1 protein-coding gene is annotated in these 19,574 nt (G+C 76.0%); it reads right to left on the bottom strand.

All coding sequences use genetic code 11. The features are described 5' to 3' along the window. Nucleotides 1-9: 9 nt before the first annotated feature. A complete protein-coding gene (locus ACZ6B1_RS03800; RefSeq protein ID WP_468774657.1) occupies nt 10-18,840 on the bottom strand; it encodes a non-ribosomal peptide synthetase in 18,831 nt (6,276 codons plus the stop codon). Between the last annotated feature and the right edge of the window lie 734 nt (nt 18,841-19,574).

The raw sequence follows: 19,574 nt of genomic DNA, 5'->3' as shown, positions 1-19,574 counted from the left end.
GTCAGGTCCTCACCGTTCGTGGTCGTGGCCGCCGGACGCGGCGTCTTCGGTGTCGTGGCCTTCGGCGGCGCCCGGGTCGTCGTCGCCGTACGCGGCCCGTTCGAGTTCGCTCAGGACCTGTTCCTCCACCAGTTCGGCCAGGCCGGCGACGGTGCGGGACACCAGGACGTCGCGGGGGGTGAGCGTGACGCCGAACGCGTCGTTGGCGCGGGAGGAGATGAGCAGGGCGCGCAGGGAGTCGCCGCCGAGCAGGAAGAAGTCGTCCTCGGCCCCCACGGCCGTCTCGAGGGTCTCCTCCCAGATGGCGGCGAGGGCCTCCTCGGTGGGGGTGCGAGGTGCCACGTACTCGGGCCGGTCCCGTTCCCCGGTCACGGCCGGGGCGGGCAGGGTGGCCCGGTCGGTCTTGCCGTTCTCGGTGACCGGGAAGCGGTCCAGCACCGCGAACGCGGACGGCACCATGTACCCGGGCAGCGAGCGGGCGGCCAGCGCCCGCAGCTCGGCGGGGGCGGGCGGTTCGGCGCCGGGGACCGCGAGCAGGTGGGCGACCAGGCGCGGCAGGCCGGGTTCGTCCTCGCGTACGGTCACGACGGCGTCCAGGACGCCCGGATGGCGCACCAGGGCCGCCTCGACCTCGCCCGCCTCGATGCGGTGGCCGCGCAGCTTGAGCTGGTGGTCGGTGCGGCCGAGGTAGTGCAGTTCGCCCGAGCTGTCGCGGCGCACCAGGTCCCCGGTGCGGTACATGCGGGTGCCGGGCGGTCCGAACGGGTCGGCGGTGAAGCGGGCCGCGGTCAGTCCGGGCCGGCCGAGGTAGCCGCGCGCCAACGCGGGCCCGCTCAGCCACAGTTCGCCGGTGACACCGTCGGGCACCGGCCGCAGCCGGGCGTCGAGGACGCGGGCGCCGGTGGCGGGCAGCGGGCGGCCGATGGGCGGTGCGGCGCCGTCCGCCGCCAGCGGGGCGGACCAGGTGGCGACGACGGTGGCCTCCGTGGGGCCGTAGGAGTTGACCATGCGGTGGTGCGGTGCCCAGCGGGCGACGAGTTCGGGTCCGCACGCGTCGGCGCCCACGATCAGCGTCTTCAGGTCCGGCAGGGTGCCGGGGGTGTCGGCGGGCAGGGTGGCGAGCGCGGCCGGCGGCAGCAGGGTGTGCGTTACGCGCTCGGCCCGCAGGACGTCGGCGAGTTCGGCGCCGAGCAGCGGTCCCGGCCGGGGTACGACGAGCCGGGCGCCGTGCGGCAGGGACGCGCACAGCTCCAGCACGGAGGCGTCGAAGCTGGGCGTGGCGAAGGCCAGCACCCGGTCGCCGGGGGCGACTTGGTAATGGGCGGCGTCGGCGGCGGAGAAGGCGGCGAGGCCGCGGTGGGTGACGACGACGCCCTTGGGGGTGCCGGTGGAGCCGGAGGTGTAGATGACGTAGGCCGGGTCGTCCAGGTCGAGCGGGCGGGTCCGGTCCGCGTCGGTGGGCCGGTGCCCGGGTACGTCGTCCGGCGGGGCGGCGAGCAGGCCGGCGATCTCCTTGGCGTCGAGGGTGAGGGCGGGGGCCGCGTCGCGCAGCATCAGGGCGATCCGCTCCTCGGGGTAGGCGGGGTCGACGGGCAGGAACGCGGCGCCGGACTTCATGACCGCGAGCTGCGCCAGCACCATGTCCGCCGAGCGGGGCAGCAGCAGGGCGACGAGGTCGCCGGGTCCGGTGCCCCGGGCGATGAGCCGGTGCGCGAGCCGGTTGGCCCGGTCCTCCGTCTGCGCGAAGGTCAGTGCCACGCCTGGCCCGTGGAGCGCGGGTGCGGTCGGCCACCGGTCGACGGCGGCCTCGACCAGGGCGGGCAGGGTGGCGGCGGGCACCGGGCCGAGCTCGGGGCGGGCCGGGCCGTGCAGCAGCCGGTCGTGCAGCGCCGGCGGCAGGACGTCGAGGTCGTCGAGCCGGGCGGTGCCGTCCGAGGCGGCCAGGACGTCGAGGGTGTGCAGCAGCTGCCCGGCCAGCGAGACGGCACTGGTCCGGTCGAAGCACCGGGGGTCGTAGCCGAGTTCGACGGTCAGCCGGTCGCCGGGTGAGACGACCACGGTGAGGGGGTAGTTGGTGGCCTCACGGGCGTCCAGGTCCCGCAGGGCGAGCCCGTGCGCACCCGCGGTGGCGTCGCCGACCGGGTAGTTCTCGAAGACCACCAGACTGTCGAACAGGGCCGTGCCCGGCGGAAGTCCGGTGAGGGCGTGCAGCGCGCCGAGGGGCAGGTGGTCGTGGCGCCGGTCCTCGGCCCGGGCCTCCTGGAACGCGCGCAGCCAGGTGTCGCAGCGGGCGCCGCCGTCGACCTCGGCGCGGGCGGGCAGGGTGGTGATGAACAGGCCGGTGATGGTGTCGGCGCCGGGCAGGCCGGCGGGCCGCCCGGAGACGGTGGTGCCGAAGCACACCTCCCGCTCCCCGCTCCACCGCGCCAGCAGCAGCGCCCAGGCACCCTGCACCAGCGTGTTGAGGGTGAGACGGTGCCGCCGGGCGAACTCCAGCAGGCGGTGCGTCTGTTCGGCGCCGAGCCGCCGGGACAGCCAGGTGCCGGAGCGGGCCGTGGTGTCCGGGGCGGGCCTGCGGTCGTACGGCAGCGGGGTCGGGGCGCCGAGGCCGGTCAGGGCACCGCGCCAGTGTTCCTCGGCCTGGCGGTTGTCACGGATGGCGAGCCAGGCGGCGTAGTCCGCGAACGGCCTGCGCTCGGGCAGCCGGGGCCGCTCGCCGCGGACCAGGGCGGCGTGGGCGGCCATGACGTCGGACAGGACGTGGAACACGCTCCAGCCGTCCAGCACGACGTGGTGGAAGGTCCACACCACGCGGACCGCGTCCGGGCCGAGCCGGACCAGGGCGAGCCGCAGCAGCGGGGCACGGTCCAGGGCGATGCCCCGGGCCCGCTCCTCGGCCAGCAGCCGCTCCAGCTCCGCGTCGTGCCGGTCCGCCGGGATCCCGGTCCAGTCGTGTTCGGTGACCGGCAGGGTCACGTCCCGGTGGACGACCTGGAGCGGCACGGGTACGCCGTGCAGGGCGACGGAGGTACGCAGCACGGGCGTGCGGTCGACGACGTGCTGCCAGGCGGCGGCCAGCGTCCGCGGGTCGCGGGCACCGTCCGCCACGAAGGTGATCTGTTCGACGTACAGGCCGTGTTCGGCGCCGTCCAGGCCGTGCATCACCATGCCGGTCTGGGTGGGGGTGAGCGGATAGACGTCCGTCACGTCCGTCCCGTCGCCGACGAGCCGGTCCACGGCCGCCTGGTCGAGCGGGGCGAGCGGGAAGTCGGACGGGGTGCGGCCCCCGGTGCCGGGTTCGGCGCAGTGCCGGACGATCGCGCGGAGTTCCGCGGTCAGCTCCGCCGCCAGGCGGGCGACGGTCTCGCGCCGGTGCACCTCACGGGAGTACGACCAGGTGAACTCCAGCCGTTCGCCGCTGACCCGGCCGAGTACGTCGAGTAGGTACGGCCGGTCCGCGGCCGCGTCCATGCCGCCCGAGAGCCCGTCGTGCGGCGCGTGCAGCAGACCGCCCGGCGTGCTGGTGCGGTCCTGCCGGCCCAGGTAGTTGAAGCAGACCGGCGGCAGGGCGGGCAGCTCGCGGCCGGCCGTGGGGTGCAGGAAGCGCAGCGCGCCGTAGCCGAGTCCGCCGTGCGGTACGGCCCGCAGGTTCTCCTTGACGGCCTTCAGCACGCGGCCGGTGTCCGCGTCGCGGGGCACGTCCAGGGCCACGGGGTACATCGTGGTGAACCAGCCGGCGGTCCGGGCGAGGTCGGTGTCCTCGAACAGTTCCTCGCGGCCGTGGCCCTCCAGGGTGACCGCCACCCGGTCCTGCCCGGTCCAGCGGGCCAGGACGCGGCCCAGCGCGCACAGCAGGACGTCGTTCACGCGGGTGCGGTAGGCGTCCGGCACGTCCTGGAGCAGCCGGCGTGTCTCCTCGGCGTCGAGTCCCGCGGTCACGCTGTCCTCGTCGGAGACGGTGTTGGCGCCGCCGGGGTGGTCCACGGGCAGCGCGGTGCGGGCGTCGAGACCCTGCCAGTGGGCGAGTTCGCCGTCGAAGCCGCCCGCCTCGGTGTACGCGGCGAGCCGCCGTGCCCACGCCCGGAACGAGGTGCTCTTCGGGGCGAGGGCGGGTCGCCGGCCGTCCCGCAGCGCGTGGTAGGCGGTGTCCAGGTCCTCCAGGATCAGCCGCCAGGACACGGCGTCCACGACCAGGTGGTGGGCGGCGAGCAGCAGCACCGGCCGCCCGCCGTCGCCCGGCCGGCACAGCGCGGCCCGCAGCAGCGGCCCGCCGGCCAGGTCGAACCCGGCACCCAGCGCACCGGCCACCTCGTCCGGGGCCGCCCCCTCGTGCACCTCCAGGTGCGGGTCACGGTCGCCGGGCGCGGTGCCGTACTGCCGCCACCGCCCGGTGCCGGCCCGCTCGAACCGCGTCCGCAGGGCGTCGTGGTGCTCCAGTACGGCGTCCAGGGCGGCCCGCAGCACCGCCTCGTCGGGATCCGTGGCCAGCTCGAAGGAGACCGTCTGGCTGAAGTGGGCGGGGTCGCCGGTGAGGGTGCCCAGGAGCCAGTGCTGCACGGGGGTGAGCGGGAGGTCACCGGCCACCGGGCCCTGCTCGGCGGCGACGGCGGACTCGGTGGGGTCGGGCATCCGCTCGGCCACGGCGGCGAGTTCGGCGAGGGTCTGGTGGGTGAACAGGTGCCGGGGTGTCAGGGCGAGTCCGGCCCGGCGGGCGGCGGAGACGATCTGGATGCCGAGGACGGAGTCGCCGCCGAGCGTGAAGTAGTTGTCGTCGGCGCCGACTTCGGGCACTCCCAGCACCTCGCACCAGATGGCGGCGAGTGTCTGCTCGGCCTCGGTGCGCGGCGGCCGGACGGCCGTCCCGGCGGCCGGCGCGGCCCACTCGGGCACGGGCAGCGCCCGCCGGTCGAGCTTGCCGGTGGCCCCGAGCGGCAGCCGCTCCAACGGCACGACGAGAGCGGGGACCAGGTGGTCGGGGAGGCTGCGGGCGAGGAAGGCCCGCAGCTCACCGGTATCGGGCAGACCGGCCGGACGATCCTCCGCGCGGCCGTCGCGGGCCGGCGGGACGGCCGGACGGTTCTGGCCTTCGCGGGCCGGCGGGACGGCCGCATGGTCGCCGGCGGAAGCGGGCGCGTCCGGTGGGCGCGGCACCACGTAGCCGACCAGGCGGCGGTGGCCCGCGTGTTCGACGACCCGGGCCGCCGCCGCGGCCACGGCCGGGTGGCCGGCCAGCGCGGCCTCCACCTCGCCGAGTTCGATGCGGAATCCGCGCACCTTGACCTGGTCGTCGCCGCGGCCGAGGTAGACGAGGTCGCCGTCGGCCGTCCAGCGGACCCGGTCGCCGGTGCGGTACATGCGGCTGCCGGGCGGGCCGAACGGGTCGGGCAGGAAGCGGCCGGCGGTCAGGCCGGGGCGGCGCAGATAGCCGCGGGCGACGCCGGTCCCCGCGAGGAACAGCTCACCGGGCGCCCCGGTGGGCACCGGGCGCATGCGCTCGTCCAGGACGTAGGCGCGGGCGCCGCCGAGCGGACGGCCGATCGGCGGGTCGCGGTCGGGGTCGGCCGGGTCGCAGGTGAAGGCGGTGGCGTACACGGTGGCCTCGGTGGGGCCGTAGATGTTGCGCACCTGGCTGCCGGGGACGGCGGCGCGGACCCGGTCCACGGTCCGGGCGGGCAGTCCCTCGCCCGCGAGGACGACGGTCCGGGCGGTGACCCGTACGGCGTCCTCGGCGAGCAGCCGGTCCAGGGCCGAGGGCACGGCGCTGAGCAGCCCGGCCCGCCAGGGTTCGGGGCGCTCGGCGAGGGCCAGCAGGTCGCGGACGATCTCCACGCAGCCGCCGGACAGCAGCGGCGAGAAGATCTCGAAGACCGAGACGTCGAAGTTGAGCGAGGTGGACGCCACCACGTGCTCCAGTCCGCGCCCGGTGAACTCGGCCGCGGCCCAGTCGGTCAGGGCCAGCACGGACGCGTGGCTGACGACCACGCCCTTGGGGCGGCCGGTCGAGCCGGAGGTGTGGATGACGTAGGCGGGATGTCCGGGCAGCAGGGCGCCGCGGCGTTCGGCGTCGCCGACGGGGGTGTCCGCCGCCTCGCCGACGGGTTCCTCGTCCAGCAGGATGCGGGTGAAGGGGCCGTCGGGCAGCCGGCCGGCGGTCTCCGTGGCGGTGATCACGGCGTCGGGCCGTACGTCCTCGAAGAGGAACGCGACGCGCTCGGCGGGGTACTGCGGGTCGACCGGCAGGTAGGCGGCGCCGCTCTTGAGCACCGCGAGGAGCGCCACGACCAGGTCGGCGGTGCGGGGCAGGCAGAGGGCGACGAAACGCTCGGGGCCGGCGCCGGCGGCGATGAGCAGCCGGGCCAGCCTGCTGGACCGGGCGTCGAGTTCCCGGTAGGTGAGGCAGGTGCCGGCGTGGCGGACGGCCGGGGCGTCCGGGGTGCGCTCGGCCTGCCGCCGGAACGCCTCGGGAAGGGTGCCGTGCGGTGCCTCGGCCACCGGGCCGCCGAACCGGGCAAGCAGCGCCCGCCCTTCGGCCGGGTCCAGCAACGGGAGCTCGGCCAGGCGGCGGTCCGGTGCGTCGGCCATGCCGGTCAGCAGGGTGCGCAGGCTCTCGCCGAGCGCCTCCACCGTGGTGGCGTCGAAGGCGGCCGGGTCGTAGTCCAGGTTCACGGCCAGGGTGTCACCGGGTGCGACGATCACGCCGAGCGGGTAGTTCGTCGGCTCCAGGTCCCGCTCCTGCTCCATGGCCAGGCCGTACCGGGCCAGGGATCCCTCGTCGAAGGGGTAGTTCTCGAAGACCACGATGGAGTCGAACAGGCCGGTGCCGCCGGGCACCTCGCTCCACGACTGCACCTGCGCCAGCGAGACGAAGTCGTGGCGCCGGGCCTCCGCCTGGGCCTCCTGCAGTTCGCGCAGCCAGTCCAGCAGCGGCCGCCGCCCGTCGACGCGGACCCGGGTGGGAAGGGTGTTGATGAACAGGCCGACCATCGAGGTGACGCCGGGCAGTTCGGCGGGCCGGCCGGAGACGGTCGTGCCGAACACCACGTCGTCCCCGCCGCCGTAGCGGGACAGCAGCAGCGCCCAGGCGCCCTGGAGGACCGTGTTGAGGGTCAGCCCGGCCCGCTGGGCGGTCTCCCGCAGCCGGGCCGAGACGTCCGCGCCGAGGGTCATCCGCACGGATCCGGAGGAGGAGGCGCGGTGGGCCTCGGCGGGCCGCCGGTCGCTGGGCAGTTCGGTGGGCGCCGGGAAGCCGGCCAGGGTGGCACGCCAGTACCGCTCTGCGCGGCCGGTGTCCCGCCCGGCCAGCCAGCCCAGGTAGTCGGCGAACGGCCGGCGCTCGGGCAGGTCCGGGCGGCGGCCCGCCGTCAGGGCCGCGTACCGCTCGCACACCTCGTCGAAGACCTGCGCCGCGCTCCAGCCGTCGAGCAGCACGTGGTGGAAGGTCCACACCAGCCGGACCCGGTCCGGTGCCAGCCGGATCAGCATCAGCCTCATCAGGGGCGCCGTGCCGAGGTCGATGCCGGTCTCCCGGTCCTCGGCGAGCAGCCGGTCCAGTTCGCGCGCGGCGCGTCCGGCGGACCATCCCGACCAGTCGTGGTGGGTGACGGGCACGGTTGCCCGGCGCCGGACGACCTGGAGCGGTTCGGGGGTCTCCTGCCACACCAGGTGGGTGCGCAGCACCGGGTTGGCGTCCGCGGTGTGCTGCCACGCGTCGGCGAGCGCGCGGGGGTCGGTGACCCCGGACAGCACCAGTTGCACCTGGTTGACGTACGTACGGCTGTCGGCGTCGAGCAGGCTGTGGAAGAGCATTCCGGCCTGCATGGGGGTCAGCGGGTGGACGTCCGCGACGTCCCGGCCGTCCCCGGCGATCCGGTCCACGGCGGCCTGGTCCAGCCGGGCCAGCGGGAAGTCCGACGGGGTACGGCCGCCCGCGTCCGGCCGGGCGCAGTGCGCGACGATGTCGCCGAGTGCCCGCAGCATGCCGTCGGCCAGCGCGGTGACGGTCTCCGCCCGGTGCCGTCCGGCGCTGTAGTACCAGGTGATCTCCAGCCGCTCGTCCTCGACGCGGGCCACGACGTCCAGCAGGTGCGGCCGTTCGGTGCCGGGTGCCTCGGCGCCGCCCAGGCCGCCGGGCACGGACCCGATCAGGGCGCCGGTGTCGGCGGACCAGTCGAAGCGGCCCAGGTAGTTGAAGCTGATGCCGGGCCCGGGCGCGCCGGTGAGCCGCTCCTCGCGGGCGAGGTGGCGCAGCACGCCGTAACCGAGTCCGCGGTCGGGTACGGCCCGCAGCTGCTCCTTGACCGCCTTCAGGGCGGTGCCCCAGTCCCCCGCCGGGACGGTCAGGGCGACCGGGTGGAGGGAGGTGAACCAGCCGACCGTGCGGGACAGGTCGACGTCCTCGAAGAGCTGATCCTCGCGGCCGTGCCCCTCCAGGCCGACGGCGACGGTGTCGCGGCCGGCCCAGGCGGCGAGGACCCGGCCGAGCGCGGTGAGGAGGACGTCGTCGATGCGGGTGCGGTAGACGCCGGGGACGCGGCGCAGGAGGCCGTCGGTGCGTTCGCGGTCCAGGCGGACGGTGATCTCGCGGACGTCGGCCATGGTGTTGCCGCCGTCGGAGTCGACGGGCAGCGGGGCGGCGCAGGCGCGGGCGGCACGTTCCCAGTGGGCGAGCTGGGCGGCGAAGCGGTCGTGGTCGCGCAGCCGGCGGGCCCACTCCTGTACGGAGGTGGTGCGGGCGGGCAGCCGTACGGCCTCACCGGACGCGGCCTGCCGGTAGGCGGTCTCCAGGTCCTCCAGCAGGATCCGCCAGGAGACTCCGTCGACCACCAGGTGGTGGGCGACCAGCAGCAGCCGGGCGGGCCGGGTGCCGCCGGCGGTGAACAGGCGCGCGGCGAGCAACGGGCCCGTGTCCAGCCGGAGTCCGGTGTGCGCGGCCGTGGTGACGCGTTCCTCGTCGGCCCGGTCGTGGACCTGGAGCAGCTCGGGGACCGGGCTGTCCGCGGCGGCGACGTCCTGCCGCCAGGTGCCGTCGCCGTCGAGGTCGAACCGGGCGCGCAGGGCGTCGTGGTGCGTCCACAGGGCGGTGAGGGCGGTGCGCAGGGCGTCCTGGTCGACGGCGCCGGCCGCCTCGATGACCACGGACTGGTTGAAGAAGGCGGGTTGTGCCGGGCGCGGGTCCAGGAACCAGTGCTGGATCGGCAGGAGATCCACCGCTCCGCCGGCCGGTTCGGTACCGGCGACGGCGGGCGCGGCACCGGCGGTGGCGGCGGCGGCGAGTTCGGCCACGGTGGGGTGCCGGAAGAGGTCGCGGGGGCTGAGCGTGAGCCCCGCGGCCCGGGCCCGGGAGACCACCTGGATGCTGAGGATGGAGTCGCCGCCCAGCATGAAGAAGTTGTCGTCCACGCCGACCCGGGCCACGCCGAGGAGTTCGGCCCAGATCCCGGCGAGGATCCGCTCGGTCCCGGTGCGCGGGGCGCGGTGGGTCTGCTCGCCGCCCGCCGACCAGTCGGGGGCGGGCAGTCGGCGCCGGTCGACCTTGCCGTTGGCCGTCAGCGGCAGCTCCGGCACGGTGACGAAGGCGGCGGGCAGCATGTAGTCGGGCAGTCCGGCCGCCAGGTGGGTGCGCAGCTCGGCGGCGGAGGGCGCCGAGGCGGCGCCGGCCGGCACGAGGTGGGCGGTCAGCCGTTTGCGTCCGCCGTCCTCGTACAGGGAGACGACGGCCTCGGCCACGTCGGGGTGGGCGGTGAGCCGGGCCTCGATCTCGGCGGGTTCGACGCGGAAGCCCCGGATCTTGATCTGGTCGTCCGCGCGGCCGACGAAGTGCAGCTCGCCGTCGTCGCTCCAGCGCACGATGTCGCCGGTGCGGTACATGCGGGTGCCGGGCGGGCCGTAGGGGTCGGCGACGAAGCGGGCGGCGGTCGCCCCGGGCCTGCCCGCGTAGCCACGGGCCAGGCCCGCACCGGCGATGTACAACTCGCCGAGAATGCCCGGGGGCTGGGGCTGGAGGGCGGCGTCCAGGACGTACACGCGCGTGTTGTCGAGCGGACGGCCGATGGGCAGCACGGCGGGCATCGGGTCGCCGGACCGGAAGTAGCGGCGGGTGGCGAAGGCGGTGGTCTCGGTGGGGCCGTAGACGTCCACGACGGTCAGGCCGGGGCAGGCTTCGAGGACCCGGCGCACGGCCACGCCCGGCACGGCCTCCCCGCCCGTCCACACCTCGCGGGCGCCGCGCAGACAGCCGGGGTCCTCCTGCGCGAGCAGGCGGAACAGGCCCGCGGTCAGGAACAGGCAGCTCACCCGCCGCTCGGTGACCGCGCGCCGGACCTGCGCGGCGTCCACGTCGGTGGGCGGGGCGAGGACGGCCGTACCGCCGCGCAGCAGCGGCACCCACACCTCGTAGGTGGAGGCGTCGAAGGCGTGCGGCGAGTGCACCAGGACTCGGTCGTGTCCGGCGAAGGCCCGGTCCAGGGCGAGTGCGACGACATCGCGCTGGCGCACCGCGACCCCCTTGGGGGTGCCGGTGGAGCCCGAGGTGAACATCAGGTACTGGACGTTGTCCGGGTGGACGGTGCGGGCGGGGGCCGGGCCGTCGGCGCCGGAGTCGGCGTCGACGCGCAGCACGCCGTCGCCGGGCAGCAGCTCCCGGGCCGTCCCCTCCCACGCGGCGTCGGTGAGCAGCAGGCCGGCGCGGGCCTCGGTCAGGGTCCGGCGCAGTCGCTCGGCCGGTGCCCTGCCGTCCAGCGGCACGTACATGCCACCGGTGCGCACGAGCGCCAGCTGGGTGACGATCAGCTCGGCGGAGCGGTCCATGAGTACGCCGACCGGGTGTTCCGGCCGTACCCCGAGCCCGGCCAGCCGGGCCGCCAACCGGTCGGCGCGGGCGTCCAGTTCGCGGTAGGTGAGGTGCTCGTCCCCGGCTTCCAGGGCCACGGCGTCGGGAGTGCGGTCCACCTGTGCGGCGAAGAGACCGGCGACGGTGGTGTCGGGCAGCCCGGTGGCCGTGTCGTTCCAGGCGTGCAGCACCTGCTCGCGGCGGTCCGGGCCGAGCAGCGGCAGCCCGGCGGGCGGCCGCCCGGAGCCGGTGGTCATCCCGGTGAGCAGGACGGTCAGGTACTCGGCCATACGGGCGGCGGTGCCGGCGTCGAACAGCTCGGGGTCGTAGCCGAGACGCAGGGCCAGCTCCGCTCCGGGGTAAGCGGTCAGGCTCAGCGGGTAGTTGGTGGTCTCGACGCCTTCCAGGCCGGTCAGGCGCAGCCCGTGGGCGACGGCGAGGTCGTCGTCCACCGGGTAGTTCTCGAAGACGACGATGCTGTCGAACAGCGCGACCCGCTCCGGGAGTTGCGTGAACGTCTTCAGGCGGGTCAGCGGCAGGTGGTCGAAGCGCCGGTCCTCGCTCTGGTCCTGCTGGAGCGCACGCAGCCAGTCGGTCAGGGTGCCGTCGCCGGGGACGGCGACCCGGGTGGGCAGGGTGGTGATGAACAGGCCGGTCATGGCCTCGGCGCCGGGCAGCTCGGGCGGCCGGCCGGACACGGTGGTGCCGAACACCACCTCGTCCCGCCCCGCCTGGCGGGCCAGCAGCAGGGCCCAGGCGCCCTGCACCAGCGTGTTGAGGGTGAGGCCGCGGGTGCGGGCCAGCTCTTCCAGCGCCCGCGTGGTGGCCGCGGGCAGCGTGCTGTGGACCGCGTGCGTGGACTCGGCGCGGTGCGCCTCGCGCGGTTCGCGGTCGTAGGGCAGCGCGGTGGCCTCGGTCAGGCCGGACAGGCGGCGCCGCCAGTGCTGTTCGGCCGCTTCCCGGTCGCGCCGGCGCAGCCAGGCCACGTAGTCCCGGTAGGGCGGTCGGTGCGGGACGGCGTCGGGGCCCGCACCGGCGTGGTGGGCGAAGACGTCCGAGAGCACCTGGAACATGCTCCAGCCGTCCAGCAGCAGGTGGTGGAAGGACCACACCACGCGCACCGCGGTGCCGGAGACGCGGGCGAGCAGCAGCCGCTGGAGCGGGGCCCGCCCGAGGTCGATGCCCTCGGCGCGGTCCCGGGCCAGCAGGTCGTCCAGCCGGGCGCGGCGCTCGTCCTCGGTCAGGTCGCGCCAGTCCAGGTGGGTGACGGGCACGGCCGCGTGGCGCTCCACCACCAGCAGCGGTTCGGGTACGTCGTGCCAGACGACCCGGCCGCGCAGCACCTCGGCGCGGTCGGTCACGTGCTGCCAGGCGGCGGCGAGGGCCGCCGGGTCGGGCACGCCGTCCAGGACGAACGTGAGCTGCTGGACGTAGACACCGCGGTCGTCCTGGGACAGGCCGTGGAAGAGCATGCCCGCCTGGGTGGGCGTGAGCGGCAGGGCGTCGGCCACCGCGGCCGGGTCCGCGCCGGTGATCCGGTCCACCGCGGCCTGGTCGAGCCGGGCCAGCGGGAAGTCGGACGGGGTGCGGCCGGCGGCTCCGGGCCGGGCGGCGTGCCGGGCCAGGTCGCCGAGCGCGTCGGCGAAGCGCCCGGCGAGGTCCGCGACCGTGTGCTCCTGTCCCGGCCGGTCCGGGTAGAACCAGGTGAACTCCAGTCTTTCGCCGACGAGTTGGCCGACGACTTCGAGGGTGTGCGGGCGCTCGGCCGCGGGGTCGGCGTCCAGCTCCAGCGGGCGCACGGTGCCCCGGTAGAGGCCCTCGGGGTCCTCAGGCGTGTCCATGCGGCCCAGGTAGTTGAAGCTGATCTGCGCCAGCGCGGTGCGCGGTGCCGCCGCGGGGCCGGCCAGCCGGCTCAGCGCGTCATGGCCCAGGCCGTGCCGCGGTACGGCGCGCAACTGCTCCTTGACCCGTTTCAGTACGGCGTCCCAGCCGGCGTCCTCGGGGACGGTGAGCGCGACGGGGTACCGGGTGGTGAACCAGCCGACCGTGCGGCTGATGTCCAGTTCGGGGAAGAGCTCCTCGCGGCCGTGTCCCTCGACGTCGACCACCACCCGGTCCCGGCCGCTCCAGCCGCACAGAGCCCGCCCGAGCGCGCTGAGCAGGACGTCGTTGGCCTGGGTGCGGTAGGTGTCGGGCAGCGTGCGCAGCAGGGCCGAGGTCGCCTCGGGGTCCAGGCGTACGGAGAGCGAGCGCTGCGCGGCGTAGGTGCCGGGGCCGCCCGTCAGCGCGGCGGGCGGGGCCGGTTCGGTGGCGGGGACCGCCTCGGCCCAGTAGGGGCGCTCGTCGTCGAAGCCGCCGTCCACCGCGTGCGCGTTCAGCCTGCGCGCCCACTGCCGCAGCGGCGAGGACTTCGCGGGCAGTGCCGCGGCGCCGTCCTCGCCGGCACGGCGGGCCCGGTAGGCGCGGTCCAGGTCCTCCAGCAGCACCCGCCAGGAGACGCCGTCGACCACGAGGTGGTGCACGGCGAGGTGCAGCACGCCGGGCCGGCCGGAGCCGCGGTCGTGCAGCACGGCCCGCATCAGCGGTTCCCGGGCGAGGTCGAACGGGCCGAAGTGCGGGGTGTCCGTCTCCGGGCCGGTGTGACGGGCCAGGCGGAGGCGGGGTGCCCGCTCCTCGACGCGCCAGCCGGCCGTGTCGGCCGCTTCGCCGGGGGTGAAGCGGGAACGGAGGGCGTCGTGGTGGGCGACCAGGTCGTTCAGGGCCTCTTCCAGCGCCGCCGGGTCCAGGTCATCGGGCATGCGGACGGACAGTGCCTGCGCGAAGTGGCCGGCGCGTTCGCCTGCGGTGTCGAACAGCCAGCGCTGGATGGGCGTCAGCGGTGCGGTGCCGGTGGCCGCCTCCGGTGCGGGGGCGGCCTCGCGCGGGCCGGCGGCGGCGTCCGCGCAGTGTGCGAGGGCGGCCACCGTCTGGTGCCGGTAGACGTCCCGGGAGGTGAGCGGCAGGCCCTCCTGCCTGGCACGCGCCACGACCTGGATGCTGAGGATCGAGTCGCCGCCCAGTTCGAAGAAGTTGTCGTCGACGCCGACCCGGTCCACGCGCAGCACCTCGGCGAGGATCGCGGCGAGGGTCCGCTCGGTGGGCGTTCGGGGCGCGACGTGCCGTACCGGGCGCACGGCGGGGCCGGGGTCGGGGAGCCTGCCCCGGTCGAGCTTGCCGTTGGGGTTGAGCGGCAGGGCGTCCAGCACGACGAAGGCCGACGGGACCATGTAGTCGGGCAGCGTACGGCCGAGTTCCCGGCGCACGGCCTCGGGCTCCGCCCGCTCCCCGGCGGCCGGGACGACGTAGCCGACCAGGCGCCGGTGGCCGTCGGGGTCGGTGGCGGCGACGGCCGCCGCCTCGGCGACGCCCGCGCAGCCGCGCAGCGCCTCCTCCACCTCGCCCAGTTCGATACGGAACCCGCGGACCTTGACCTGCTGGTCGATCCGGCCCACGTACTCCAGCTCGCCGTCGGGGCGCCGGCGCACCAGGTCGCCGGTGCGGTACATGCGCTCCCCCGGCGCGCCGAACGGGTCGGCGACGAACCGGGCGGCGGTGAGTCCGGCGCGGTTCAGGTAGCCGCGGGCCAGACCGCCGCCCCCGAGATACAACTCGCCGGTGACGCCGACGGGCTGGGGCCGCAGGCGGCCGTCCAGGACGTAGCAGCGGGTGAGCGCCACGGGCCCGCCGATGGGCGGGGCCTGCTCCGGCAGCCGGTCGCCGGCGAACCAGGCGGTGGCGTACACGGTGGCCTCGGTGGGTCCGTAGATGTTGGCGACACGGCAGCCGGGCATGGCGGCCCGCAGATCGTGGACCGTCTGGAGGGGCAGGGCCTCACCGGCGAGGACGACGGTTTCGGCGGTGACCGGCGCGGTGCCGCCCGCGATCAGCCGGGAGACGACGGACGGCACCCCGCTGAGCAAGCCGGCCCGCCGGGGCCCGGCTCCGTCGGCGAGGGCCGGCAGGTCGGCGACCACCTCGACGGTGCCGCCGGCCACCAGGGGGCAGAGCAGTTCGAAGACCGAGACGTCGAAGTTGAGGGAGGTGGAGGCGACCACGTGGGCCGGCGCCTCGGCGCCGAACCGCTCCCGCGCCCACTCCGCCAGCGCGGCGACACTGCGGTGGGTGACCACCACACCCTTGGGGCGGCCGGTGGAACCGGAGGTGTAGATGACGTACGCGGGATGATCCGGCAGCAGCGGCCGGAGCCGGTCGGCATCGGTCAGTCCGGTGTTGGCCAGGTCCGGCGCGGCGCAGTCCTCCAGGAGCAGCGGTGCGCACTCCGGCGGCAGGGCGGCGGCGGTCTCCCGGGTGGCGATCACGAGGGCGGGCCGGGCGTCGTCGAGCATGAGGCGGATGCGCTCGGCGGGGTAGGCCGGGTCGACGGGGAGATAGCCGGCGCCGGAGGTGAGCACCGCCCACAGCACGGGCACGAGGTCGGCGGAGCGCGGCAGGCACAGGGCGACCAGGTTCTCCGGACCGGCACCACGCGCGACGAGCAGCCGGGCCAGCCGGTTGGCGCGCCGGGCGACCTCGGCGTAGTCCAGCCGGACCGGGCCGCAGACGACGGCGATACGGTCCGGGGTGCGGGCCGCCGTGGCGTGCAGCAGTCCGGGCAGCGTGCCGTACCCGGTCTCCCGTGCCGGGCGGGCGGACGGATTCCAGCTGTCCACCAGGGTGCGCTGTTCCTGGGCCGCGAGCATGGGCAGTTCGGCCAGGGTGCGGCCGGGGCCGTCCGCCATGCCCTCCAGCAGCCGGTGCAGATGGGCGGTCATCCGGGCCACGGTCGCCGCGTCGAACAGGTCCGTGTTGAACTCGGCGGTCAGCACGAAGCCGCCGTCCGCGTCCGGCGTGAACTCCAGCACCAGGTCGAAGCGGGCGGCCGGGCGGGGCAGCGGATGCTCGCCGACGCGCAGGCCGCCGGCGGTCAGCGGCACGGCCGGCCCGGTCTGCTGCACGACCAGCGCCTGGACCAGCGGGGTGCGGCTCGGGTCGCGGGGCGGGGCCAGTTCCTCCACCACCCGGTCGAACGGGACACCGTCGTGGGCGAAGGCGTCCAGCACCGTCGTCCGCATGGTCTCCACGAACCGGTCCACGGTCGCCCGCTCGTCCACCTCGCCGCGGAGCACGACCGTGTTGGCGAAGAAGCCCGGCACGTCCTCCAGGTCCCGCCGGCCGCGGCCGTTGGTGACGGTGCCGAACGAGATGTCCCGCTGTCCCGAGTAGCGGGAGAACAGCAGGGCCGCGGCGCCCGCGAACACGGTGAACACCGTGGTGCCCCGGCCCGCGGCGAGCTGCCGCAGCCGGTCCGTCAACTCCGCGGGCAGGGTGTGCCGGTGGGCGGCGCCTGCGGTGGTGCGTACGGCGGGTCGCGGCCGGTCCGTGGGCAGCTCCAGCTGCTGGACGCCCGCCAGGTGGCGCTTCCAGTAGGCCAGATCGCCGGCGTCCGAGTCACCGGCCCGCCGCGCCCGCTCCCACACCGCGAAGTCCGGGTACTGCAGGGCGGGGCGCGGCAGCGCGTCGGGCTCGCCGGTGGTCTCCGCGTGGTAGAGGGCGGCGAGTTCACGGGTGAGGATGCCCACCGACCAGCCGTCGGTGACGATGTGGTGCTGGGCCAGGAGCAGCAGGTGGTCGTCGGCGGCGAGCCGGACGAGCAGGGCCCGGGTGAGCGGGCCGGCCGCCAGGTCGTACGGGCGGCTCAGCTCCTCGGTGAGCAGGGCCTCGGCGGCCTCGGCGCGGCGCGCGTCGGGCAGGCCGGCGACGTCGGCCGTCCGCAGGGGCAGCTCCGGCTCAGGCGCGACACGCTGGACGCCTTGGCCGTCGATGGTCGGGAAGGTGGTGCGCAGGGAGGCGTGCCGGGCCGCGAGACGGAGCAGGGAGCGGTGCAGCGCGTCCGGGTCCAGCGCGCCGCGCAGCCTCAGGGACACGCCGGTGTTGTACTCGGTACCGCCCGCGGTGAGGTCGTCCAGGTACCACAGCCGGCGCTGCGCGCTGGACAGCGGCAGGCCGCCCTCGCGCGGGGCCGGCGGGATGGGCTCAGGCGCCACGGCGGCCGACGGGTCGGCGAGCAGAGGGGCGAGAGCGGCGACGGTCCGGGCGGTGAAGACGTCCCGCACGGTCAGCCGGACGCCCAGCTCGTCCCGGACGCGGGCGAGGACACGGGCGGCGAGGATCGACTCACCGCCCAGGTCGAAGAAGTCGTCGGTGACCCCGACCTCGTCGACGCACAGCACATCCGCCCATATCGCGGCGAGCGCCCGTTCCCCGTCCGACCTCGGCCCCACCCGTCCCGCCGGTACCGCACGCTCCGGAGCCGGCAGCGCCCGCCGGTCGATCTTGTGCTGCGGGGTGAGGGGCATCCGGTCCAGCACCACGACGGCGGAGGGCACCATGTGCGCGGGCAGTACCGCGGCCACGGCGGCACGCAGGGCGGCCGGGTCGAGCGGGCGGGCGGCAAGCGGGGCGGAAACGGCTGGGACGGCGGACGGCGTGGGGACGGCGGACGGCGTGGGGGCCGCGGACGGCGTGGGGGCGGTGATAGCGGCCGGGTCGGCGGGTGCGGCCTGATCGGCGACGGGTGGCTGTTCGGACGGGGTGACGTAGCCGACGAGGCGTTGGTGGCCCGGCTCGTCCTCGCGTACCACGACCACGACCTCGCCGACCGCTCCGGCGCCGGCCCGGCGCATCGCCGCCTCGATCTCGCCCGGCTCGATCCGGAAGCCGCGGAGCTTCACCTGCCGGTCCAGCCGGCCCAGGAACTCCAGCTCCCCTTCCTCAGTCAGACGGACGCGGTCCCCGGTGCGGTACAGACGGGCACCGGACGGGCCGAACGGGTCCGCGACGAAACGCGCGGCGGTCAGGCCCGGGCGCCCCAGGTAGCCGCGGGCCACGGCGTCGCCACCCACGAACAACTCCCCGTCCGCGCCGGGCGGTACGGGCCGCATCGCGGCGTCGAGCACGTACACCCGGGTGTGCGGCAGGGCCCCGCCTATCGTCGGCGTGCCGCGGCCGGCGCTGAGCGGCCCGGTCCAGGTGGCGACGATCGTGGTCTCGGTCGGACCATAGCTGTTGATCATGCGGCGGCCGGGCGCCCAGCGGTCGACGAGCCCGGCCGAGCAGGCCTCGGCGCCCACGATCAGCGTGCGCAGGTGGCGTGCGGTGCCCTGGGCGGGGTCGGGCAGGGTGGCCAGCGCGGCGGGCGGGATGAGGGCGTGGGTGATGCGATGCCCGTCCAGGACCGCGGCGAGCTCATCGCCCAGCCAGGGCCCCTGCGGCGGTACGACGAGCGTGGCACCGCACAGCACGGAGACGAACAGCTCCAGTACGGAGGCGTCGAAGCTCGGCGAGGAGAACTGGAGCACCCGGTCGCCGGGACCCACCGCGTACCGTTCGGCGGCGGCCGCGGCGAAGCCGCCGATGCCGCGGTGGGTGACGGTCACACCCTTGGGGGTGCCGGTGGAGCCGGACGTGTAGATGACGTAGGCCGCGTGGTCCGCGCTGACGCCCTCCGTGTCCCCGGTCTCCGGCGGCTCACCGGTGCCGAGCAGCTCGGCGACCCGGCGCGGATCGTCCAGGGTGACCGTGGGACCGGCGTCGGCGAGCATCAGCGCTCGGCGCTCGGCGGGATAGGCGGGGTCCACGGGCAGGAAGGCGGCGCCCGCCCGGGCGACGGCCAGCTCCGCCGCGATCAGTTCCATGGAGCGCGGCAGGACGAGGGCCACGACCTGGTCGGGCCCCGCGCCCATCGATAAGAGGTGCGTGGCCAGCCGGTCGGCCCGCGTGGCCAGTTCGCGGTAGGTCCAGGTGCGCCGGCCGTCGGTGAGGGCCGGCGCGTCCGGGGTGCGGGTCACCCAGGCGGTGAACAGCTCGCCGAGCGTCGGATGCGCCGGATCCGCCGCGCTCCGCGGCGCGCGGGCGGCGGGACCGGCCTGCGGCACGGAGGACGCCGGTGCGGGCGTGTCGTGAAGGTCCGTCATGGGTGAAGTCCTTTGGGGAGCGGGACGATGCGGCGCGGGCCACCCGGCCGACCCCGGCCCCGCCTCGGGGGCGGTGCGCCGGATCGGAGGTGACACGCCGGTGTGCGCGACGGTGGGCGGTACTGCGGTGCGGTGCTGATGCGGGAGCGGACGGGCGGGCAGGAGGGCGGCCCGGTACGGCAACGGGCCGGGTGGGACGGCGGACGGGCGCCGGTGCGTGACCGGGTCACCGGGCCGGCGACCGGCTCACGGGATCCGGTGAGCGGGCCACCCGGCAAGCGGCCCGGCACCGAGTCCGATGGGAGGTCCGGAGGGCATGGCGACCGGAACCATCGGCCTGCCGGCCCGGCGACCTGGTGACCGGACCCGCCGCCCGCGGGCCGGCGCACCGGCTCCGGCAGCCGGTCCTCCGGGCCTTGTGGCGCATCCACCGGCCTGCCCGACCGGAACCGCTCGGCCCGACGGCCGAACCCCTGCCCGGCGACCGGCCACCGGCTCCGCCTGCCGGATCGCCCGGCCCGCAGGTTCGGTCGGCAGGCCCGTCACCGGAAGGGCCGAGCACGGTCGCTCCAGGAGCCGGTGCGCCCCGGTCACTGGTCCGGTGGGCACGACCGGACCACTGAATGGCAGCGGCCTGATCGGCGGCGGTGTCCGGCCGGATCCGCGTCGGCCGCGTGGTCCGCCCGCCGGTGCCGGCGCCCCTGGCAGCGGCCGCCGAAGCCGGGCGGACCCGC

The sequence above is a fragment of the Streptomyces sp. NPDC041129 genome (assembly GCF_055592265.1).
The sequence above is the reverse complement of the archived record's forward strand: the minus strand, read 5'-3'. Positions and strand labels throughout refer to the sequence as shown.

Bases quoted from the DNA above. Each gene is read 5' to 3' on its own strand.
- ACZ6B1_RS03800 (WP_468774657.1), bottom strand. From the start codon at position 18,840: ATGACGGACCTTCACGACACGCCCGCACCGGCGTCCTCCGTGCCGCAG.